The sequence below is a fragment of the Amycolatopsis sp. NPDC047767 genome (assembly GCF_040704195.1).
In the GTDB taxonomy this organism is placed as follows: Bacteria; Actinomycetota; Actinomycetes; order Mycobacteriales; family Pseudonocardiaceae; genus Amycolatopsis.
The window spans coordinates 88468-107958 of record NZ_JBEYSJ010000007.1; the positions used below are offsets into that span (position 1 = coordinate 88468).

24 protein-coding genes and 1 tRNA gene are annotated in these 19491 nt (G+C 69.0%); 14 read left to right on the forward strand and 11 right to left on the reverse strand.

What is annotated here, in order from left to right; translation table 11 throughout:
* Window positions 1-84: 84 nt before the first annotated feature.
* Both AB0878_RS15095 and mug read right to left on the reverse strand, forming a co-directional pair.
* Complete coding sequence (locus tag AB0878_RS15095) at window positions 85-873, reverse strand: response regulator transcription factor (RefSeq protein ID WP_366580117.1); 789 nt, start codon at window positions 871-873, stop codon at window positions 85-87.
* A gap of 296 nt (window positions 874-1169) precedes the next feature.
* Window positions 1170-1718, reverse strand: coding sequence for a G/U mismatch-specific DNA glycosylase (gene mug / locus AB0878_RS15100; protein WP_366580119.1), 549 nt, complete (start codon window positions 1716-1718; stop codon window positions 1170-1172).
* Window positions 1719-2270: 552 nt separating this feature from the next.
* Between mug and AB0878_RS15105 the strand changes: the two genes are divergently transcribed.
* Window positions 2271-2936, forward strand: coding sequence for a class I SAM-dependent methyltransferase (locus tag AB0878_RS15105; protein ID WP_366580121.1), 666 nt, complete (start codon window positions 2271-2273; stop codon window positions 2934-2936).
* Window positions 2937-2981: 45 nt separating this feature from the next.
* Window positions 2982-3158, forward strand: a complete 177-nt coding sequence (locus AB0878_RS15110; protein WP_220245205.1) for a hypothetical protein — start codon at window positions 2982-2984, stop codon at window positions 3156-3158.
* Here AB0878_RS15110 and AB0878_RS15115 read toward each other — a convergent pair.
* Complete coding sequence (locus AB0878_RS15115; RefSeq protein ID WP_366580123.1) at window positions 3099-3740, reverse strand: VanZ family protein; 642 nt, start codon at window positions 3738-3740, stop codon at window positions 3099-3101. The genes AB0878_RS15110 and AB0878_RS15115 overlap by 60 nt on opposite strands.
* Window positions 3741-3831: 91 nt before the next feature.
* The gene (locus tag AB0878_RS15120) at window positions 3832-3963 is read right to left on the reverse strand and encodes a hypothetical protein (protein ID WP_364169609.1); all 132 of its coding nucleotides are present in this window, start codon (window positions 3961-3963) and stop codon (window positions 3832-3834) included.
* Between the two features lie 121 nt (window positions 3964-4084).
* On the opposite strand from AB0878_RS15120, the gene AB0878_RS15125 reads away from it, so the two are divergent.
* Both AB0878_RS15125 and AB0878_RS15130 read left to right on the forward strand, forming a co-directional pair.
* The gene (locus AB0878_RS15125; protein ID WP_366580125.1) at window positions 4085-4876 is read left to right on the forward strand and encodes an alpha/beta fold hydrolase; all 792 of its coding nucleotides are present in this window, start codon (window positions 4085-4087) and stop codon (window positions 4874-4876) included.
* 109 nt (window positions 4877-4985) lie between these two features.
* Window positions 4986-6674 carry a bifunctional metallophosphatase/5'-nucleotidase gene (locus tag AB0878_RS15130; RefSeq protein WP_366580127.1) on the forward strand — a complete coding sequence of 563 codons (1689 nt, stop codon included), beginning with the start codon at window positions 4986-4988 and terminating at the stop codon, window positions 6672-6674.
* Window positions 6675-6828: 154 nt separating this feature from the next.
* On the opposite strand, the gene AB0878_RS15135 is transcribed toward AB0878_RS15130, so the two are convergent.
* Window positions 6829-7776 (reverse strand): LysR family transcriptional regulator, encoded by a 948-nt coding sequence (locus AB0878_RS15135; RefSeq protein ID WP_366580129.1) that lies wholly within the window; start codon window positions 7774-7776, stop codon window positions 6829-6831.
* 132 nt (window positions 7777-7908) lie between these two features.
* On the opposite strand from AB0878_RS15135, the gene AB0878_RS15140 reads away from it, so the two are divergent.
* A complete protein-coding gene (locus AB0878_RS15140; protein WP_366580131.1) occupies window positions 7909-9186 on the forward strand; it encodes an MFS transporter in 1278 nt (425 codons plus the stop codon).
* 150 nt (window positions 9187-9336) lie between these two features.
* Here AB0878_RS15140 and AB0878_RS15145 read toward each other — a convergent pair whose 3' ends face one another.
* On the reverse strand, window positions 9337-9867 hold the full coding sequence (locus AB0878_RS15145) for a GNAT family N-acetyltransferase (RefSeq protein ID WP_366580133.1): 531 nt from the start codon (window positions 9865-9867) through the stop codon (window positions 9337-9339).
* A gap of 9 nt (window positions 9868-9876) precedes the next feature.
* Entirely contained in the window at window positions 9877-10254 is a 378-nt protein-coding gene (locus tag AB0878_RS15150) for a nitroreductase family deazaflavin-dependent oxidoreductase (protein ID WP_366580135.1), read from the reverse strand.
* A gap of 114 nt (window positions 10255-10368) precedes the next feature.
* Here AB0878_RS15150 and AB0878_RS15155 point away from each other — a divergent pair, with 114 nt between their 5' ends.
* From AB0878_RS15155 to AB0878_RS15175, 5 genes are all read left to right on the forward strand, one after another.
* Window positions 10369-11019 (forward strand): hypothetical protein, encoded by a 651-nt coding sequence (locus AB0878_RS15155; protein WP_366580137.1) that lies wholly within the window; start codon window positions 10369-10371, stop codon window positions 11017-11019.
* A gap of 99 nt (window positions 11020-11118) precedes the next feature.
* Window positions 11119-11466: a YciI family protein gene (locus AB0878_RS15160; protein WP_366580139.1), complete on the forward strand. Its 348-nt coding sequence runs from the start codon at window positions 11119-11121 to the stop codon at window positions 11464-11466.
* Entirely contained in the window at window positions 11463-12656 is a 1194-nt protein-coding gene (locus AB0878_RS15165; RefSeq protein ID WP_366580141.1) for a sigma-70 family RNA polymerase sigma factor, read from the forward strand. Before AB0878_RS15160 ends, AB0878_RS15165 begins: the two co-directional genes overlap by 4 nt.
* Before the next feature lie 109 nt (window positions 12657-12765).
* Complete coding sequence (locus AB0878_RS15170) at window positions 12766-13158, forward strand: nuclear transport factor 2 family protein (RefSeq protein ID WP_366580143.1); 393 nt, start codon at window positions 12766-12768, stop codon at window positions 13156-13158.
* The gene (locus AB0878_RS15175; protein WP_366580145.1) at window positions 13155-13469 is read left to right on the forward strand and encodes a hypothetical protein; all 315 of its coding nucleotides are present in this window, start codon (window positions 13155-13157) and stop codon (window positions 13467-13469) included. The genes AB0878_RS15170 and AB0878_RS15175 overlap by 4 nt, the downstream gene beginning before the upstream one ends.
* A 6-nt stretch (window positions 13470-13475) precedes the next feature.
* On the opposite strand, the gene AB0878_RS15180 is transcribed toward AB0878_RS15175, so the two are convergent.
* Window positions 13476-13751, reverse strand: a complete 276-nt coding sequence (locus tag AB0878_RS15180; RefSeq protein ID WP_366580147.1) for a hypothetical protein — start codon at window positions 13749-13751, stop codon at window positions 13476-13478.
* Window positions 13752-14092: 341 nt separating this feature from the next.
* A complete protein-coding gene (locus tag AB0878_RS15185; protein ID WP_366580149.1) occupies window positions 14093-14653 on the reverse strand; it encodes a hypothetical protein in 561 nt (186 codons plus the stop codon).
* A gap of 64 nt (window positions 14654-14717) precedes the next feature.
* On the opposite strand from AB0878_RS15185, the gene AB0878_RS15190 reads away from it, so the two are divergent.
* Window positions 14718-15317, forward strand: a complete 600-nt coding sequence (locus AB0878_RS15190) for a tyrosine-type recombinase/integrase (RefSeq protein ID WP_366580151.1) — start codon at window positions 14718-14720, stop codon at window positions 15315-15317.
* A 95-nt stretch (window positions 15318-15412) separates the two neighbouring features.
* Here the strand turns inward: AB0878_RS15190 and AB0878_RS15195 are convergent.
* Window positions 15413-15486, reverse strand: a tRNA-Gly gene (locus AB0878_RS15195).
* 118 nt (window positions 15487-15604) lie between these two features.
* Between AB0878_RS15195 and AB0878_RS15200 the strand changes: the two genes are divergently transcribed.
* Window positions 15605-16801, forward strand: a complete 1197-nt coding sequence (locus AB0878_RS15200) for an oxygenase MpaB family protein (RefSeq protein WP_366580543.1) — start codon at window positions 15605-15607, stop codon at window positions 16799-16801.
* Window positions 16802-16884: 83 nt separating this feature from the next.
* Window positions 16885-17466 carry a dCTP deaminase gene (dcd, locus tag AB0878_RS15205; RefSeq protein ID WP_366580153.1) on the forward strand — a complete coding sequence of 194 codons (582 nt, stop codon included), beginning with the start codon at window positions 16885-16887 and terminating at the stop codon, window positions 17464-17466.
* Window positions 17467-17718: 252 nt separating this feature from the next.
* Here dcd and AB0878_RS15210 read toward each other — a convergent pair whose 3' ends face one another.
* Entirely contained in the window at window positions 17719-18906 is a 1188-nt protein-coding gene (locus AB0878_RS15210; RefSeq protein ID WP_366580155.1) for an FAD-dependent monooxygenase, read from the reverse strand.
* A gap of 105 nt (window positions 18907-19011) precedes the next feature.
* Between AB0878_RS15210 and AB0878_RS15215 the strand changes: the two genes are divergently transcribed.
* Entirely contained in the window at window positions 19012-19482 is a 471-nt protein-coding gene (locus AB0878_RS15215; protein WP_366580157.1) for a MarR family transcriptional regulator, read from the forward strand.
* Window positions 19483-19491 lie beyond the last annotated feature (9 nt).

Consider the following 19491-nt stretch of genomic DNA (forward strand, 5'->3'; position numbering starts at 1 on the left):
CCTACGAGTAACTGGAGCAAGCGGTTCCGCTCTTCCAGGGGTGTGGATTCAGCCGAAAAACCGACATCGACCAGGAAGCCGACCTCAGGGGGTGCCGCGCGCCACGGCGCGGTCGGCGGGCAGGGGCGTGTGGGCGTCGTCGGTGTGGGGCACGAGGATGCCGCTGCGGAACGCGATGGTCACCGCGTGTGTGCGATCCCGCGCCGACAGCTTGCGCAGGATGCTCTTCACGTGCGTCCGGACGGTTTCGACCGAGAGGAACAGCAGCTTCGCGATCGCCGAGTTCTCCAGGCCTTCGGCGACGAGCTGCAGCACCTGGTACTCGCGGCGCGACAGCGGCATGGCGCCCTTCGGCTGGGTGAGGTGCTCCTCGGCCGGCGCCGCTCTGGGCGACGGCTGCCGTTTCGGCCGCGCGGTGAGCGCCGCCAGCGCCGGATCGATGTAGCGCCGGTCGGTGTGCGCGCGTCGCACGGCTTCGGCCAGCCGCCGCGGGTCCACCGCCCGCGGCACGATCGCGTGCGCGCCCGCCGCGATGGCCGTGGCCAGGTACTGCTGCGTGCGGTTGACGTCGCGCACCAGCGTCACCAGCACCACGGCGGGGTCGCCGGAGTTGAGCAGCTTCGTGAGGTGGCAGTGGGGGTCCAGCGCCGAGTCGAGGATCACGACGTCGGGACGCACCTGCTCGCACAGCTGCATCGCCGCGTGGTGGCTCGCCGCCTGGCCCGCCCAGTGCAGCCCCGGCGTCCGGTGGACCATCGACGCGAGGCCCTCGCGGAAGATCGGGATGGGATCGACGACGGCCACCCCCAGGCTGCGGTTCGCGGTCGGTTGTCCGGGCACAGCCGGCGTTCGGTGGGGCTCGATGCCGCGCATCTCGGGCCTCCGTCTTCCAGGTCGTTCCCGGGTCGCCCGGACGCCCGCGCACGCCCCCCGGCGTGCCGTCCTGACACCACCCGATCCCCCCTGCTGGGACCGGACAGGAATGACACCTTGTCCTTGATTCGACTCCTCCGGAAGGCGCTTGTGACGCGGTTTCCCCCTCATGGCCGTATCGGCCGGTTGCAGCAAACTCTCCGTAGAAAAACGGCCGTGATCTGCGGCTTTTTGGCCCTGTACGACGGCGGGTGCTCCTCCGTTTGCTACTGAGGGTGTAGCCCGAAAGATGGCCGCTACGTGACAACCCGTGCACGCAGCGCGGCGAACTCACTTGCCAGCCCGGCGGGCGTCCAGTGGGCGTTGAGGCCACTCGGGTTCGGCAGGACCCACACGCCGGTCTCGCCGATCACGCGCTCCTGCGGCCCGACTTGGGCTTGCTTCTCGCCGAACGCGGTGCGGTACGCGGTGATACCCAGCACGGCGAGCCAGCGGGGCTTGTGCGCGAGGACCTTCTCGACGAGCGTCTTGCCGCCTTCGCGCAGCTCGTCGCCGGTCAGGTCGTCCGCCCGCGCGGTGGTCCTGGCGACGACGTTGGTGATCCCCAGGCCGAGGTCGAGGAGCTCGTGCTGCTCACTCGGGTCCAACAGCCGCGGCGTGAAGCCCCCGGCGTGCAGCGCGGGCCAGAAGCGGTTGCCAGGCCTCGCGAAGTGCAGCCCCAGCGCGCCCGAGTACAGCCCGGGGTTGATCCCGCAGAACAGCACGTCCAACCCGGGCGCGATGACGTCGGGGATCGTGCTGTCCTGCGCGGCGGCAAGCTGGTCCTTGGTGGGTCGGGTGGGCATGCGCCCAGTCTCGGGCATGCGGGTCTCCATGACGCCCGCCGGTCGACCTCTCGCTGCGGCTACCTGCGGCGGGCGAACCCGAGATCGGACCCGGCGCGATGCCCACCTGCGTGGGACAGACCACTGCCGCGGGGTGAACCCCCGGCGCGGGACAGGCCACCGCCGCGGGACGGACCCCCGCCCTCCTCTGGGGGGCTGCCCTGTCCCAGTTTACCGAGGTCAGGGGCCTGAAAATGGCGATTGTGAAATCTGTGGACAACTCGGGGTCGGTGGAGCCAGTTGTGGATAACTCTTGTCTGGGGGCCGGCCGGGTCTGTCTCCCTGCCCGGCGGCCGGCCGGTTCCGACGCTTGTCCCGGGGCCGGCCGGGTCTGACTCCCTGCCCAGCTGCCTGCCGGGCAGGGACGCTTGCCCGGAGGCCAGCCGAGTCCGACTCCCTGCCCGGAGGCCAGCCGGATCTGTCTCCCTGCCCAGCCGCCGGCCGGGACCTGCCTCCTCACCCTCGGCGTGGGTCGGACGAGCCATGGGCCCAACCTCGGGCACCCTGTCAGACATGACCACCACGCCCGACGGTTGCTCGGTGGACCTCTACCTGCGGCTGCCCGCGGCCGGCGAACCGGAGATCGTCCACGGCGCCGTGCCCGCCGCCGCGTCGATCCTGGAGCTGGGCAGCGGCTGCGGGCGCGTGACGCACCCGTTGCTGGAGCTCGGCCACTCCGTGGTCGCCGTCGACGAGTCGCCCGAGATGCTCGCCCACGTCCGCGGCGCCGAGACGGTCTGCGCGCGGATCGGCGACCTCCGGCTGTCCCGCGAGTTCGACGTGGTCCTGCTGGGCAGTCACCTGGTCAACACGGCCGATCCCGCGGAGCGCCACGCGCTGCTCGCCGCTGCCCGGCGGCACCTCGCGCCCGGGGGCCGGCTGCTCGTCGAATGGCATCCGCCGGAGTGGTTCGACCACGTGGCCGACGGGCCGGGCGGGCTCCTCGGGGAGATCGGCGTTTCGCTGCACGACGTCGTCCGTGAGGGCGATCTGCTGTCCGCGACGGTGCGCTATCGCGCCGCCGAACGGGTGTGGCACCAAGAATTCACCTGCCGGCGCCTGGGTTTTCCGGCGTTGTCCGAGGCGCTGACCTCGGCCGATCTGACCTTCGGCGAGTGGCTGACCGCTGACCGGGATTGGTTCTCGGCACGCGGGGTAGCGGATCAGGTACCGATCTAGGTAGCCTGTGTGATCTCTCGCACAACGTCGTAGGGAGGAGCCCGCGTGCAGCTTTGGGTTGTCCTCGCACTGGTGGCCCTCATCCTGGCAGCCGCCTCGCTGATCGTGGTTCTGGAAGACCGGCGCGCCGCCAAGCGGGCGGCGCTGCGGCGCAAGGCGCGGCTAGCGCGTCTGGGCGAGGTCGATCCGCTCGCGCCCGGCCGGCTGAGCGTGGATCGCTGAAGGGATTGCGCGCAGGGCGAGCAGCAGGGCGCCGAAGAGCCAGCCGAGGCCGGCGCCGAAGGTGTTGGTCATGAGGTCGTCGACGTCGAAGATGCGGTAGACGAACGGCGCCGTCCCGAAGTTCGCGGTGAGCTGCGTGATCTCGATGGCCAGTGACGCCGCCGCGCCCACGGCCAACGCGCCGACGAGGCCCCGGCGCCACAGGACGCGGGCGAAGATCCCGAGCGGCACGAAGAGCAGCACGTTGAGCGCGACCTGCTGGAACGTCTGCGTGCTGAACCAGTGCGCCGCCGAAAGACCGTGCTTCACCAGCTCGGTGTGGATGTCGGCGACCCACTGGAACGGCCGCAGCTGCACCGTCTGCTCGAGGCGCCGGCCGTTGGCGCTCGGCAGCGGCAGGAAGACGACCGCGAGCGCCATGCACGCGTAGAAGACGACCGCCGCCGTGGTCACCAGGCGGCGCAGCCGCGGGCGGCCGTAGCGCGCCAGCTGCAGCACGAGCTGCGGGACGAGCAACGTGCCCCACACCGCGAGGAATCCGATGAGCCCGTACTGCAGGGCCGTGACCTGTGCGTTCGTCATGCCGAGAACGTTATGGATCTTGGGGGTCACGCCACTTCGGTCGAAGAGCCGGACGGAATCCGGCCGGGTCGGCCATCTGGCCGAGGACCGCTTAAGCCGATCGGTCAGGCTCCTCGTCGCGCTGCTCGTCCTCGGCGCGCTCCGACCGCCACGCCGCGAACACCGTGCCGCCGACAAGCAGGGCGACGACCACGATCACGGTCAGGACGATCTGCAGTTCCATGTGGCTCCCCAGGGGTTCGGCCGATTGATCGCTGCGGAGAAACCGACCGTTACGCGCTACCGGAAGTAACTGTTACCGCAGGTTGTGGAAATCGCCGCCACCTGTGCTTACGCTGTCGATCATGGACGACGTGGTCTACACCAGGGCCGGCACTGGAGCGCCGCTCGTGCTTATCCACGGGGTCGGGCACCGCCGGCAGGCGTGGGACCCGGTGCTGCCGCTGCTCACGCCCCACCGCGACGTGATCGCCGTGGACCTGCCGGGGTTCGGGGAATCGCCGCACCGCGAAGGCGCGTACGGCGTCGGGCCGGCGCTGGAGCTGTTCGCGAAGCTGTTTCTCGACCTGGGGATCGAGCGGCCGCACGTGGCGGGCAACTCCCTCGGCGGCCTGCTCTCGCTCGAACTCGCCAAGGCCGGCCTGGTCGGCAGCGCCACGGCCCTGTCACCGGCCGGGTTGTGGACGCCGCTGCAGCGGCACTACGCCCTCACCGTGCTGCGCACCTTGCGCACGCTGGCCCGGCACACGCCCGAGCGGAGCGTGCGCCGGCTGGCCATGAAGGGGGCGGGCCGCGCGGCGCTCACCGGGATGATCTACGGCAAGCCCGAGCGGCTGGCCCCGCAGGTGATCGTCGACGACGTCCGCGCGCTGGCCGACGCCGAGGGCTTCGCCCCGACGCTCGCCCAGGCCAAGGGCGGTTTCCGCTTCACCGGGCCGGTGCGCGCCGACGTACCTGTCACGATCGCGTGGGCCGAGCACGACCGCGTGCTCGCGCGGCCGAAAGCGTCGGCGCTCGAGGAGATCGCACCGCACGCCCGGCTGCTCACGCTGCCGGGTTGCGGTCACGTGCCCATGGGCGACGCGCCGGGCGTCGTCGCGCGGGTGCTGCTGGACGGCAGCGAAAACGCCGGGTGACATTTCCCCATCACCCTCCTTTTCCCTCTGGTGAGGCTCCTCCCGTTTGGGCAGACTGCACCGCCGTGTGCCTGTTCCAGGGGACGACGGGCGCGAAATCGGAGGAAACATGAGGCTCTTCACCCGGCTCGCGGTCACCGCCGCGGCCGCACTGGCCACTGTGGCCGTTACGAGCGTGCCGGCGTCGGCCGCGCAGACCACGGACGTCCGGATCATCACGCTGAACGACCTGCACGGCAACCTCGAGCCGCCGGCCGGATCGGCCGGCAAGGTGTTCATGGCCGACGGGACCAGTGTGGACGCGGGCGGCGCCGCGTACGTGGCCACGCACGTCAAGCAGCTCGAGTCGCAGGTGCGCAACTCGATGGTGCTCTCGGCGGGCGACAACGTGGGCGCGTCGCCGGTGATCTCGGCGCTGTTCCACGACGAGCCGACCATCGACTTCCTCAACGAGCTGGGCGTGAAGGCCTCCGTGGTCGGCAACCACGAGCTCGACGAGGGTTACCAGGAACTGCTGCGCATGCAGTTCGGCGGCTGCAACAAGACCGACGGCTGCCAGTTCCGCCCCACCTACCAGGGCGCGGACTTCCCGATCCTCGGGTCCAATGTGTACTTCACCAACGGCCTGCCCGCGCTGCTGCCGTTCTCGGTGCAGTTCTCCGGCGGCGTGCCGATCGGCATCATCGGCGCCACGCTGAAGGACCTGCCCTCGGTCGTCACGCCCGACGCCATCAAGGGCCTCAAGTTCGGCGACGAGGCCCAGGCCATCAACCGCACCGCGAACCTGCTCGACCTGCTGGGCATCAAGGCCCAGGTCGTGCTGCTGCACCAGGGCGACGAGACGCTGCCCGGCGCCGGTCCGAACGACTGCAAGGTGGCGCCGGGCGGCGAGGCCGACGTCATCGCGAAGAACGTGAGCCCGAAGGTCGACGCGATCTTCACCGGCCACAGCCACCAGCAGTACAACTGCGTGATCAACGACCCCGCGGGCCAGCCGCGGCCGGTGATCCAGGGCGCGTCGTTCGGCCGGCTGCTGTCCGTCGTGGACCTGAAGATCGACCTGCGCACGCGCGACGTCATCCGGTCGCAGACCAAGGCGCACAACGAGATCGTGACCCGCGACGTGACGCCGGACCCGGCCGTCGCCAAGCTCGTGGACGAGGCCAAGACCAAGTCGGGCCCGATCGCCAACAAGCAGGTCGGCACCATCACCGCGGACCTCACCGCGGCCGGCGCGCCCTCGGGTGAGTCGACGATGGGCGACGTGATCGCCGACGCGCAGCTCGAAGGCACCAAGTCCAACAACGCGGTCGTCGCCATCACCAACCCCGGCGGCATCCGCGCTGACCTCAACTACGCGTCTTCGCCCAACGGCGAGGGCGACGGCGTGGTCACCTACGGCGAAGCGTTCACAGTGCAGCCGTTCGCGAACATCATGCAGACGATCACGCTCACTGGCGCGAACCTGAAGAACGTGCTGGAGCAGCAGTGGGGCCAGCCGGGCGGCACCAAGATCCTGCAGATCTCGAGCAGCCTGCACTACACGTACTCGGCCTCGGCGCCGATCGGTTCGCGCGTCTCGAACATCACCGTGAACGGCACGCCGGTCGACCCGGCCGCGACGTTCCGCGTGTCGGTGAACAACTTCCTCGCCGCGGGCGGCGACGGGTTCACCGAGTTCACGAAGGGCACCGACCTCGCGGGCGGTCCCGTGGACCTCGACGCGCTGATCGCGTACCTCGGCGCACACCCGGGCGTCACCCCGCCGCCGGCGGACCGGATCACGATGGTTCCGTAGTTCTGTTCCGAGTAGCCCCGCCCCTCTTGCCGTTTCGAGGGGCGGGGCTCTCGTTTTTCAGGCTTTTGGGGGCTCATCGCAGATGAGGGTGGACTGGGAACTTTGACACGGCGACGGTGTCGCAGCTGCTGGCCAAAAGTTGCCGCTGCTCTGACTAATGGCCGTGGCGCGCCCAGGACGGGCGCCAGCTGTCGCTGTCTTGTCGGCCGGCGAAGTCGGCTTCGAGGAAGGCGAGCAACTCGGCCAGATCGGGCTGCCGGTTGTCGGTACGCCAGATGACCCAAAGCGGGAAGACCGGTGTGGGGTCGACGATCGGGATTCGTCGAAGGTCGTAGTGCGCGGGCCAGAGATAGCGGGAGCCTTCGCCGACGAGGTTCGCGAGTGTCGCCGACTCGGCGATCTCGGTCACCAGCACCTCGGCCCCGAACGCAGGGCCCAGGACGTCGATGGTGATCCCGAAAGTGGCGGCGAGCTCGTCGTAGTAGGCCGCGACTTCGTCCCCGCTGGGCAACCCTGGCATCCAGATCGGGTGATCGGCGAGCTGGCGTGGGGTCACAGACGGAGCATCCGCAAGCGGGTGCTTCGGGCCGACCAGAAGCTCGTGGCGGTCCTCGATGACCAGGGCGCTGGAGAGTCCCGTGCCTGAGAGTTGCCGCCTCGGGTCGGTCAGGCCACGGAAGGTGGCGTCGACGGTGCCGCTCGCGACCGCCGCGAGCGCCGCCTCGAGGTTGAGGTCGGCCAATGCGACGACGTTCAGGTCGAGTGCGCGGCGTTGCTGATAGAAGGCATGAAGGAGGGTGGCCGGCGCCGTCCGCCGGTTCCGTACGTCGACTCGGAGCGCACGGCGACCGGGCACCACCGAGGCGATAGCGCGATCCTCGGCCTGGAGCAGCTCGCGGGCGTGCGGCAGGAACGCCTGGCCGTCGACCGTCAGCGTGGCGCCGCGGGGCCCGCGGGCGAAGAGAACCACGCCGAGCTCACGCTCGAGGGCACCGATGCGCTTCGAAACGGCCTGCTGGGTGACGCCCAACTCGTCGGCCGCGCTCTGGAACTGTCCTTCCGAAGCGACCTGGAGGAAGGTCCGTACCGCATCGAGATCCACACACTCACCGTAGTGGCACAACGGGGAGTTGTGGCGCGCCGCCAGATCGGTTGTTACCTCCCACGTCGTCAGTCGGGATTGCATATCCGGAGCAGTACGGGCGGTTGGGGATACACGAGATGGAGGAACGACGTGGCACGCAGGAAGCTCGGGCGGCAGTTCGGATGGCTGTGGGCCGCGAACGCGGTCAGTGCCTACGGCTCCGGTCTCGGGTTCGGCGCCTTCGGCCTGATCGCCATCAGCGTCCTGCACTCCAGCCCCGCCGGCGTTTCCGCGCTCTCGTCGGCAAGCCTCATCGTCGGTGCCCTCGTCGCTGTCCCGACCGGGCCCTGGATCGAAACCCGACGCAAGCGGCCCGTCATGATCGCGATGGATCTGCTGCGCTTCGCCGCGATGGCGACCATTCCGCTGGCCTACTGGCTCGGCTGGCTGACCTACGTGCAGCTGTTGCTCGTCGCAATCGTGGTTGCCGCCGCCAAGATCGGGTTCGCCACCGCCGGCGGCGCCTACCTGAAGTCGGTCGTGGCCCGCGACGACCTCCTGGCAGCCAGCAGCCGCTTCGAATCCACCTTGTGGAGCTCGATCGCGATCGGCCCGCCGCTGGGCGGCGCCGCGATCGGGCTGTTCGGCTACACCACCACCGTTGTCGCCGATGGCCTGAGCTACCTGCTCTCAGCGCTCGGCATCACCGCCATCGGCGGCCGCGAGCCGACTCCCGTGAAGGATGCGGCGAAGAAGGTCACCCTGCGGGATCTGCCGGACAGTTGGCGGTACCTGCTCAGCCACCCGCGGCTGCGTCCGGTATTCCTGAACCGCCTCGCCGTAGGCGGCCTCATCATGGCGCAGGAACCGCTGGTCGCGGTGCTCATGCTGCGTGACCTCCACTTCGCGCCGTGGCAGTACGGACTCGCCTTCGCCGTACCGTGCATCGGCGGATTCGTCGGCTCGCGCCTTGCCGGTCCGACAGTCGCCAAGTACGGCGAGCACAAGGTCATGTGGCTCGCGGCCATCGGCGCGGTCCTCTGGCCGATTGGACTGGCGTTCATTCCCGCAGGCATCGCCGGACTGCTGCTGGTCATGGTCATCGAGTTCGGTGTCATCGTGCCGATGAGCCTGTTCAACCCGGTGGTCGCGACCTTCCGGCTCAAGCACATCGAGCACGAACGACTCTCACGGACGCTGTCGGCGTGGCAGATCAGCAGCAGCCTCGCCACGGCCTTGCTCACGCTCGTCTGGGGCGTCCTGGCCGCGCTGACGGCGACGAGGATCGCGATCGGGCTGGCCGGCCTTCTGCTGATTGCCACGCCCCTGCTCCTGCTCCGGGCCGCGACATCGCGCGACAGTGCCCCTGCGCGCACCGGCGCACCTGGCGAGCGCCAATCGAGCCCGCTCATCACGGAGGAGATGTGACCACCCGCCATACGGCGGCGGGTCCGAAGGCAAGCGGCTGCTGATCGATGACGGCAGAGATCTTGTCAGTCCGGCGCGGTTGTGCTCAGGCCCGTGCGGGACTGGGCCAGTCTCCCGGGTTGCCGAGCGAACGCCTGGACGTTCCGGCCGTCAGTCGATGAGCTCGGGTTCCAGCAGGCTCATCAAGTACATGTCGTAGTACTTCCCATCGCTGCCCCGGAAGCACTCGCGGTGCCGGCCGTCCTCCACGAAGCCCACCTTGCGGTAGACGTGGCGCGCGCGTTCGTTGTCGGCGACCACCCACAGGGCGATGAGGTGCAGGCGCATCACGTTGAAGCCGTAGCGGCACATCAGGCGCATGGCCTCGGTGCCGTAGCCGCCGTTCCAGTGGTCCTTCTCGCCGATGTAGATGTCGAGCTCGGCGCGGCCGATCTCGGGCTCGGCGTCGCGCAGGTCGATCACGCCGAGCAACGCGCCCGATGCCACCGACTCGATGCCGAGCACCACGTGCTCGTACGTGTTGACCTTGCGTTCCTCGCAGCGCTTGCGCACCTGGTCCAGTGAACGCGGGTGCGAGCCGGTCATGAACTGACCCACCTCGTCGTCGTGGATCCAGCGGTACAGCGACTCCGCGTCCGACGGCTCGAGCGCCCGCAGCCGCACCAGCTTGCCCGAGAGCACCGCTCCCCCTCACTCCCGCCGCAGCAGCAGGAAGTCCTCGACCCCGACGAGCCCGAGGAACTGGCGCACCCCGGGCGGCATCGGACGGCGGGACCCATCATGCACGAGCCGTGGATCGGTGACGCGCCATTTTTTGCCGCGCGTGACGAGCTCCGCGTGGCCCGCGGCCAGCACGTTCTTGACCCAGTCGGTGTCCGGGCCGTAGGTGAGGGCGACGACGAAGCCGTCGTCGGTGCGGAAGACGTTCAGCGGGGTGCGGAACTCCTTGCCGGACCGGCGGCCCTGGTGCACGACCAGGCCGAAGCCGGGCAGCCACCCGACGAACGGTCCCGTGACCCGGTTGGTCACCACGCGGTTGAAGTGGGCGAGACGTTCTGGCAGCACCATCCGCCCAGGGTAATCCAACGTCCGTGGAATTAGCGCGTTTTCGGCCCGGTGCGAGGCCGGTTCGCACGTCTGGTGGGATGTTCGCGGACGCCGGCACGACGCGGGGAGAAGAACATGTCGAACGACTGGCCGCTGCGACAGGACCCGGAGTCGCCCGTGATTTTCGCGCGGGCGCTGCTGGAGGACCCCGCGCAGCTCGCGTTCGTGGTCCTCGACGATGACGACGACTGGTTCATCAGCGACGGCGCCGAGTTCGACGAGGACATGGACGTCAACCGCGAGCAGTTCGGCGCGGTCCCGCTGCGCGAAGCCGTCGAGCTCATCCCGCAGCTCACGGCGCTGGCGTCGCTGCCCACCGGCATGGCGGCCGACTGGGACCCGGAGCGTTCGGCGTGGCTGCTGAGCTCCGTCGCCGACTCCGACGACGAGGCCGAGGACCGCGAGATCCGCGAAGCCCGCATCGCCGCGTGGCAGCACCCGGGCTCGCCGGTGGACGAGGTGCAACTGTCGACCGGGCTCACCGAGATCGTGACCGGGGGCGACGCGCCCGTTCGGGCCGTGCGCCAGGTCGTGCGCGAGGGTGACGGCACGTGGCTCTTCGTGGGCTTCGAGGTACCGGAAGCCGAGGACTTCGAGGTCGAGGGCCTGGAGCTGGAGCACGTGGTGAGCCTGTACCCGGACGTCGTGAACGTGCTGCAGGCCGCGCCCGGTCAGGTCTTCGACCGCGCGGAGCCGGGTGCCGAGTGGGAGCTCGTCGAGGGCTGAAGTTTTTCCCCGGCGATTGTCCTGGCGCGTTGGGGGCCGTTCGTCCTTAGAGTGTTAGCCGGCGAACGGCGCCGGTCCGGACACTCATCAGGAGCAGCCATGCCCACCTATGCCGCGCTCATCTACTCCGCCGACGTGGACCCGACGCAGCCGGAAGCCGCGTCGATGATGAAGGACTACAACGAGTTCGGCGCGGCCGCCGCGGCCGTGATCCGCGGTGGCCAGGCTCTGTACCCGACCGCGACGGCCACCACCGTCCGCGTGAACGGCGGCAAGGGCGGCGACATCGTGACCAGCGACGGCCCGTACGCCGAGACGAAGGAAGCCCTCACCGGCTTCTACCTCATCGAATGCGCCGACCTCGACGAAGCCGTCAAGGTCGCCGCGCAGATCCCGGCCGCGTGGGACGGCGCCGTCGAGGTGCGCCCGATCGTCGAGTTCTCGTGACGGTCGCCGGTGACACGCTGGCGCGGCTCATCCGGGATGAGGGGACCCGGGTGCTCGCCACGCTCGTGCGGGTCATCGGCAGCGTGGACCTGGCCGAGGACGCGGTGCAGGACGCCGTCGTGCGGGCGCTCGAAACGTGGCCCCGCGACGGCGTCCCGGACAACCCGCGGGCCTGGCTGCTCGTGACGGCGCGGCGACGCGCCGTCGACGTGCTGCGCCGCGAGGCCAAGCGCGTCGGGAAGGAGGCGGACGCGATGCCGCTCGCCGACGACGACCCGCCGCCCTCCGTGATCCGCGACGACCTGCTGCGCCTCGTGTTCACCTGCTGCCACCCGTGTCTGTCGGTGGACGCGCAGGTCGCTTTGTCGCTGCGGACACTCGGCGGTTTGTCGACCGCCGAAGTCGCGCGTGGACTGCGCCTGCCCGAGGCGACGGCGGCGAAGCGGTTGACGCGGGCGAAGCAGAAGATCGCGACGGCGGGGATCCCGTACCGCGTGCCGGCGGCCGAGGAGCTGCCCGAGCGGCTTTCCGGTGTGGCGGCGACGGTGTACCTGATCTTCAACGAGGGGTACGCGGGCGTGCGCGATCCGCTGGTCGACGAGGCCGTGCGGCTGGCGCGGCTGCTCGCGTCGCTGATGCCGGACGAGCCGACGGTGCTGGGGCTGCTTGCGTTGCTGTTGCTGCACGACGCACGCCGGTGCACGCGCGTGGCCGACGACGGTTTGCCCGTGCTGCTGGCCGATCAGGACCGTTCGCTGTGGGACGCGGCCCTGATCCAGGAGGGTGTTTTGCTGGTGGGGCGCGCTTTGCGGCGCACGCCTTCCGCGCCCAACCCTTACGTGGTGGAGGCGGCGATCGCGGCTTGTCACGCCTTGTCGCCGACGTACGCGTCGACCAACTGGGACGCCGTGATCTCTTGGTACGACGTGCTTTTCACCGTCCGCCCGAGCCCGGTGGTGTCACTGAACCGCGCCGCCGCGATCGCCGAACGTGACGGGGCCGCGGTGGCGCTGCCGCTCGTGGACGCGTTGGACGTGCTGGCGGACTACCCCTGGTGGCACGCGACGCGCGCGGAACTGTTGTGCCGCTTGGGAAACCTCTGCGAGGCTCGTGCCGCTCTCGAACTCGCCGAGGCGACGGGCCTTGCCGGCGGCCATGCGGCTCTGCTGCGTCGCCGGCTGGGTGAATAGGGCGGTCTTGACACGTTCGCGGCCCGGCGCGTTCGATGGTGCCACGCCCTGCGGCCGGTGAACACGCCCGCGCCCAGGGCGCCCAACTTTCTTTGCAGAGGGGGCCACGATGGCCGAACACCCCAACGCGACGCTCATCCGCCGCGGCTACGCGGCCTTCTCCGCCGGCGACGTCGCGGCCCTGTCCGAGCTCATCGCCGCCGACGCCGTGCAACACATGCCGGGCCACAACGTCTTTTCGGGCGACCACAAGGGCCGCGACGCGATCCTGTCGATGTACGGCCAACTCGCCACCCGCAGCGACGGCACCCTCCGCGTGGCCCTCGAGGAGGTCTACGCGAACGACGACGAGGTCGTCACCGTCTACCACTCCACCGGCACCCGAGGCGACAAACACCTCGACACCCGCCACGCGCTCGTGTTTCGGATGCGCGACGGCCAAGCGGTCGACCTGCTGGACGTCTCCCAGGACGAATCCTCCGACGACGCCTTCTGGGCGTGATCACGATGTCCGTGCTCATGCTCCTCCGCGTCCCCGGCAACGGCGCCCAGTTCGAGAAGGCCGCCGCCTCCGACCCCGCCCGCATGTCGACCATCATCGCCTCCGCCCGCGCCCACGGCCTCCAGTCCCACCATTTCTGGGCCGACGACAAGGACATCCTGGTCGTCGACGTCTGGCCGGACGAGGCCTCGTTCCAGGCCTTCTTCTCATCCGAAAGCGACCGCATCGGCGCCCTCATGGCGGCAGCCGGCGTCACCACCCAGCCGACCGTGACCTTCTACCACAAACTGGACATCGGCGACGACGTGTGACTCTGTCTACTGTGGATCGACCCTCTTGGTGAGCTCCACCCAGGTTCCGGCCCACCCACTCGAGACGGCGATCTCTTCGAGGGCTCCGGTGGGGAGGAAGAGTTCTCTGAGCCGTTTCTCTGCTTCGGGGTCGCCTTGTCGGATGCGCTCTTTCAGGTGTTCCAGCTCGGTTATCGCGTCGCCGACGGAGCGGTAGCTGCTCCAGGCCGTGTCGTGCTCACCGGTGCGGAGGATGTGCAGGAGGTCGTCGATGACTTCGCAGAGCTGCTCGCCACGCGTCATGGGAGGGATTATCCCCTGGTTGGCGGTGGCGGTGAAATAGCAGTGAGGGTGTTTCCCGATTGTCGGAAAACACCCGCACTGCATTTGTGGAGCGGATGACGGGAATCGAACCCGCGTATTCAGCTTGGGAACCAGCCGTTGACACCTGAAAAGTGCCCCTGACGTGCGGACGGGCATGTGCGCGGGGTGCCTCTGTTGACCGTGGTTGACCGGGGCGTGTTGTTGGCATGTTGCTGGGAGTTTCCCCAGAGCCCAGGGGATGAGGAGATCACCGGGCTGCTGCTCCCCTGATCTCCGAAGCGGTGCCGGGTCCAGGGCAGCGCCCTGGCCGCCGGAGGCCATCACGGGGGTGTGGTGCCCTCGGCTGTGAGGATGATCCGGTGGGTGCTGTCGAGCAGTCGGGATACCGTGTAGTGGCTCGTGGTGCCGATGGCGGGCGGTGTGCCCAGCCAGGTCACCCTGGCCCAGACGTCGTCGAAGCGGACCGTGTACCACCGGTTGCTTCTCGCGATGTTGCTGACGGTGCCGGTCACCGTTGCGCCCAGCGCGTACCGGGCTTTGATGCTTGCCCACTGTTCGTTGTCAAAGCCCCAGTGAGCGGCCTGAGGGTTGCGCCAGCGTCGGTCGAGCGGCCAGAGTCGCGGCTGGCACCTGTGCGGCTTGTCGTAAACGCTCTCGTACAGGTCGTGGCGGAGGACTTCGAACTGAACGACTTCTCCGACGGGTAGCCAGTCCTTGTGTCGCAGGTGCTCGCTGTCGACGAAGCCCAGCACGCCCGCCCCGAGGTCGGCCATCAGGCCGGTGCGCTGATTGGGATTGAGGTAGTTCCTGATGGGCGCGGAGATGTGATCGCCGATCGGAAACCGCTGGATGACCGCGTCGATGTTGGCCGGTTCTGCCATGTCCTGACTGTGCCACTTGGCCCTTTGGATCGACAGGTCGGATCGCTGGCACTTCGCCCTTGAGGTGTTCGAGTTGGCGTCGAAGACGCCGGACCGGTGGGCCGCAATGGTTCTGCTCGCGGCCTTCACGTCGCTGCGCTACGGAGAGGTGACCGTGTTGCGGCGGTGCGACCTCGCCGAGGACGCGAGCACGGTTCGGGTGACGAGGGCGTTCGTCGACGTCCCGGGACAAGGGCTGCTGGTCGGTCCTCCGAAGTCGCGGACAGTGATCGTTCCGCAGGCAGTTCGGTCGTCGCTGCTGAAGCACCTGGCGCTGTTCGTGGAGCCGGACGACGAGGCGCTGTTGTTCACCGGCAAGAAGGGGGACGCGCTGCGCCGGCCGAACTTCGCGCAGCTGTCCAGGTGGACGGAGGTCGTGGCGGGCATGGGGTTGAAGGGCCTGCACTTCCACGACCTGCGGCACGCGGACAACGTGTGGGCGTCCAAGGCCGGCATGTCGACCAAGGATCTGATGGCGCAGATGGGTCACGACGGCATGCGGGCGGCCCTGATCCACCCGCGGGCGACGGATGAGGCGGGCGAGCGGATCGCCGAGACGTTGTCGAAGCTCATCGAAGCGCGACGGCGGGAGAAGAAAGAGCGCGGAAATGGAGCCGCCGAGTGATGTTGCTGGGATGTTGTTGGAACGGTGCCTAGAAAGCCAGAAGGGGTGCTTCCCAAACTTGGGAAGCACCCCTTGTGAGCTGCAAGAACAGTTCTTGGAGCGGATGACGGGAATCGAACCCGCGTATTCAGCTTGGGAAGCTGATGTTCTACCATTGAACTACATCCGCAGTGCCTCGCCAGCTTACACGGGGGCGTGGTCCGTGTGTCCAGTGGGGCGTGGGTTGACGGCGCCGGGGGCAAGTGACAACACTTGTTGTCGGACGGGTGGCGACGCCGGAGGTGGATGTGGTGGACGACCCGGTGTTGTTCCGGCAGGGCGGGTTTCGGCTGGTCGCGCGGTTGCGCGGGGTCGAGGGGCTGCGCGCCGGGGATGAGCAGGTGCTGCGGCTCAGGGAGTTCGCGCAGCGGCAGGACGCGCCGGCGGATGCGTTGGTGGAGTGGTTCGGGCGGGATGCCGGGAATCGGGCGCGGTTCGAGCGGGCGTTGGTGCATGGGGTCGGCGCGGAAAGTGGCGCTGAGCTGCGCGAGTTCATGGCGGGCGTCGAGGCGACGCCGTATTGGGTGGATCGCGCGAGGCTGGAGCGTGGGGCGCGGGCGATCACGCGCGCGGGGTTGCTGGGGCTGTTTCCGCTGGGTGACATGTCCTTGATGGGCGGATACCTGGCGTCGCGGGCGACGAAGTCGTTGGTGGGGACCGGGGAGATCGAGTACCGGGCGCCGAAGCGGCTGGTGGAGACCGCCGCGTGGTGGATCGACGTCACCACGCCCGGGGCGATGGACCGCAACGCGGCCGGATTTCGGGCGGCGGTGCGGATCCGGCTGGTGCACGCTCACGTCCGGCGGGCGATGAACCAGCGCGAGGACTGGGACTACGAGCAGTGGGACCGGCCGGTCAACCAGGTCCAGACCGCGGGCACGTTGCTGCTGTTTTCGCTGGTCTACGTCTTCGGCACGCAGCTGCTCGGCCTCCGCTACACCGAACGCGAGCGCGCCGACATCCTGCACCTGTGGCGCTACATCGGCTGGCTGATGGGCGTCGACGAGGAACTCCTCCCCGCCGACGAGGACGACGCCTGGCGCTTGCTCTGGCTTCTTGCCGCCACTGAATTCATCCCCGATGACGACTCGAAACGCCTGGCCAAGGCCCTTGTCGAGAGCCATGCGGCGATTGGCGAGGGGCGCGGGGCTGCGGGGAAAGTGCTGGCGCACGTGAACGTGTCGGTGCACTCGGCGATCAGTCGGCTGGTGCTTGGCAAGGAGAACGCCGATTTCCTGGAGCTGCCGGATGACCCGGTCGCCCAGGCGGCGGTCGTGGCGGTGGCCGGGGTGAACTTCGCAGCGGAGACGGCCCGGCGGTTGATTCCGGGGGCGACGGCGTTGCAGGAGCTGCTCGGTGGGCTGGGGCGTCGGCGGTATTTGAAGCGGGTGCATGAGGTGTTCAAGGCGGATACGTCGTACGGGAGTGGCGAGCGCGCCGCCTGAGCTGCTGGTTCGGATTGGAACAACTGTCATCATCTGAACCAACCTGATCCAACCTGCTTCAAAGCAGACGTTAGGCTGCGTCCGTGCTGCTCAGTGACCGTGACCTCCGCAAAGAGCTCGATGCCGGCCGGCTCGGGATGGATCCGTTTGATGCCGCGATGGTGCAGCCGTCGAGCATTGATGTGCGGCTGGATCGGTTCTTCCGGGTGTTCGACAACAGCAAGTACACGCACATCGACCCGCAGTTGCAGCAGGACGAGCTGACCTCGCTGGTGGAGAAGGAAGGCGAGGAGCCCTTCGTGCTGCACCCGGGCGAGTTCGTGCTCGGGTCGACGTACGAGATGGTCACGCTGGCCGACGACCTCGCCGGGCGGCTCGAAGGCAAGTCGTCGCTGGGGCGGCTGGGGTTGCTGACGCACTCGACGGCGGGCTTCATCGACCCGGGCTTTTCGGGGCACATCACGCTCGAGCTGTCGAACGTCGCGAACCTGCCGATCACGCTGTGGCCTGGCATGAAGATCGGCCAGCTGTGCATCTTCCGCCTGTCCAGCTCGGCGGAGTTCCCGTACGGCTCGAAGGAAGCGGGCTCTCGCTACCAGGGCCAGCGCGGTCCGACGCCGAGCCGGGCGTACAAGAACTTCCACCGCGTGGACACCTGGCGTTAGACCGGTATCCGGCCGTCCAGTCGATGCGGCGACCCGCGTGGTCCCACCTGACGCCGGCTCGACGCTGAGTGCAGAGTGCGCCGCGGTGCGAGGCCGGGTCGGGAGTGCGAGAGGTGTCCGTGGACCTGGCGTCAGACCGGCGCACGCGTTGCCCAGTCGACATGGCAGCTGTGTGATCTGGGTGGTCGCACCTGACGTCGGGCTCGACGCTGGGGCCGAAGCGCGGGGCAGCGACCGCGTGAGTGCCTGGCGTTAGGCCGACACCGGGGCGGCCCAGTCGATGCGGTGGTTCCACATGAAGGCGTTGGGGTCGGCGCCGCCGGTGTTCTTCATGGCGCGGCGGATGAAGAAGTCGCGGGCGAGGCGGCCGAGGGGGCCCGGGGATTTGTCGTCGCCGTTGCGTTTTCCTTGGGCCACCACGGCTTCCACACGGGAGCGGCGCAGCGACTCGAAGGTCGGCAGTGCGGCGTCCGGGCTGAGGTCGCGGAGGCATTGGGCCAGGGTGACGGCGTCTTCGATGGCCATGGACGCGCCTTGGCCGGCGGCGGGTGAGGTGGCGTGGGCGGCGTCGCCGATGATGCCGATGCGGCCGCGGTGCCAGGTGGGCACGGAGGGGAAGTCGTAGGTGGGCCACGGGGCATAGAGGTGGTCCGTGGCGGCGATGATGTCGGCGGCGCGAGTGCGGTCGCGGCGGACCAGGGCCAGCAGGTCGGCGCGCCACTGAGCGCCGCTCGGGACCGGTGACGACGGGGTCGGCTCGGTCGGGCGCGGGACGTTGGCGAACCACCACACCGAGCCGTCCGGGTGTACGACGTGTGCGAAGAACACCTTGCGGCCGAAGGCCATGTGCATCACGCCTGGTTCGTCGTCGATCCGCACGCCCTTGGTGAAGCCGCCGGTGTTGAGCAGGGGGACGTACCGCGGCGCCGGCGCGGCAGGGTCGAGGATCCGGCGCACGGTCGAGCGCAGTCCGTCGGCGCCGATCAGGAGGTCGCCGGACTCCGACGAGCCGTCGGCGAAGACCGCGGTGACCTCGGACGACGTCTGCGAAGCGTCGGTGAGCCGCCGGCCGAAGTCCGTGCGCACCCCGCGTCTGGCGGCTTCGTCGCGCAGCGCGACGTAGAGGTCCGAGCGGCGCACGGTCTGGCTCACCGTGCCGTCCGGCAGCGGGCCGCCCAGCGGGAACTCGGCCAGCCGCTTCCCGTCGCCGAGCCCGATGCTCATCCTCGGCGTGTCGAAGCCCAGGCCCTTGACCAGGTCTTTCAGCCCGAACGGCGCCAGTGCATCTAGCCCGTTCACGGCCAGCGTGAGGAACGCGCCGACCCCCTCGGCCGTGCGGTCGTACGCCTCGAACAGCACCGGCTCGTGGCCCACCTCGTGCAGCGCGATCGCCGTGATCGTGCCCGCGATGCCCCCGCCCGCGATCAACACCCGCGACATCCTTCGTCCCCTCGTATAGTTCCAGGCTGCGTATAGTTCGCAGACTCGAATATTTCGATCCGTCGAATAATACTGACGATCGAATGATGCGCTAGGCTGGCCGTCGTGTCAACCGAGCACGAGAAACTGGTCGACGAGCTGCTGCTCAAGTCGCGGGAGCTGTCCACGGAGACGGTCATGTTCCACACCGCGATCGCGATCCTGCGCGACCTCTCGGCCGTCGAGAGCAAGGTCCTCGACTACGTCGCGCGCCTCGGTCCGCTCACGCCGAAGGAGCTCGCGGAGTACGCGGGCCTGGCGCCGGCGTCGATCACCGCGCTGATCGACCGGCTCGAGCGCAAGCAGATGGTCACCCGCTCGCCGCACCCGGACGATCGGCGCAAGGTGCTCGTGGGCGTGGAGGAGGAGACGATCGAGCGCGCCGTGTCGCTGTGGGACCACATCGTGGCCGCGACGCGCGAGCTCGCGAACGACTACTCCGAAGGTGAACTCCGAACGGTGATCGGGTTCCTCGAAAAAGCCGCGGCGGTCACCCACGAGTCGACCTTGCGCATCACCCGTCGCTCGCTGGAGTGAGTTGCGGCC

Coding starts and splice junctions, on each gene's coding strand:
- AB0878_RS15095 (WP_366580117.1), bottom strand. CDS start 873: ATGCGCGGCATCGAGCCCCACCGAACGCCGGCTGTGCCCGGACAACCG.
- mug (WP_366580119.1), bottom strand. CDS start 1,718: ATGCCCACCCGACCCACCAAGGACCAGCTTGCCGCCGCGCAGGACAGC.
- AB0878_RS15105 (WP_366580121.1), top strand. CDS start 2,271: ATGACCACCACGCCCGACGGTTGCTCGGTGGACCTCTACCTGCGGCTG.
- AB0878_RS15115 (WP_366580123.1), bottom strand. CDS start 3,740: ATGACGAACGCACAGGTCACGGCCCTGCAGTACGGGCTCATCGGATTC.
- AB0878_RS15120 (WP_364169609.1), bottom strand. CDS start 3,963: ATGGAACTGCAGATCGTCCTGACCGTGATCGTGGTCGTCGCCCTGCTT.
- AB0878_RS15125 (WP_366580125.1), top strand. CDS start 4,085: ATGGACGACGTGGTCTACACCAGGGCCGGCACTGGAGCGCCGCTCGTG.
- AB0878_RS15130 (WP_366580127.1), top strand. CDS start 4,986: ATGAGGCTCTTCACCCGGCTCGCGGTCACCGCCGCGGCCGCACTGGCC.
- AB0878_RS15150 (WP_366580135.1), bottom strand. CDS start 10,254: ATGGTGCTGCCAGAACGTCTCGCCCACTTCAACCGCGTGGTGACCAAC.
- AB0878_RS15155 (WP_366580137.1), top strand. CDS start 10,369: ATGTCGAACGACTGGCCGCTGCGACAGGACCCGGAGTCGCCCGTGATT.
- AB0878_RS15160 (WP_366580139.1), top strand. CDS start 11,119: ATGCCCACCTATGCCGCGCTCATCTACTCCGCCGACGTGGACCCGACG.
- AB0878_RS15170 (WP_366580143.1), top strand. CDS start 12,766: ATGGCCGAACACCCCAACGCGACGCTCATCCGCCGCGGCTACGCGGCC.
- AB0878_RS15180 (WP_366580147.1), bottom strand. CDS start 13,751: ATGACGCGTGGCGAGCAGCTCTGCGAAGTCATCGACGACCTCCTGCAC.
- AB0878_RS15185 (WP_366580149.1), bottom strand. CDS start 14,653: ATGGCAGAACCGGCCAACATCGACGCGGTCATCCAGCGGTTTCCGATC.
- AB0878_RS15210 (WP_366580155.1), bottom strand. CDS start 18,906: ATGTCGCGGGTGTTGATCGCGGGCGGGGGCATCGCGGGCACGATCACG.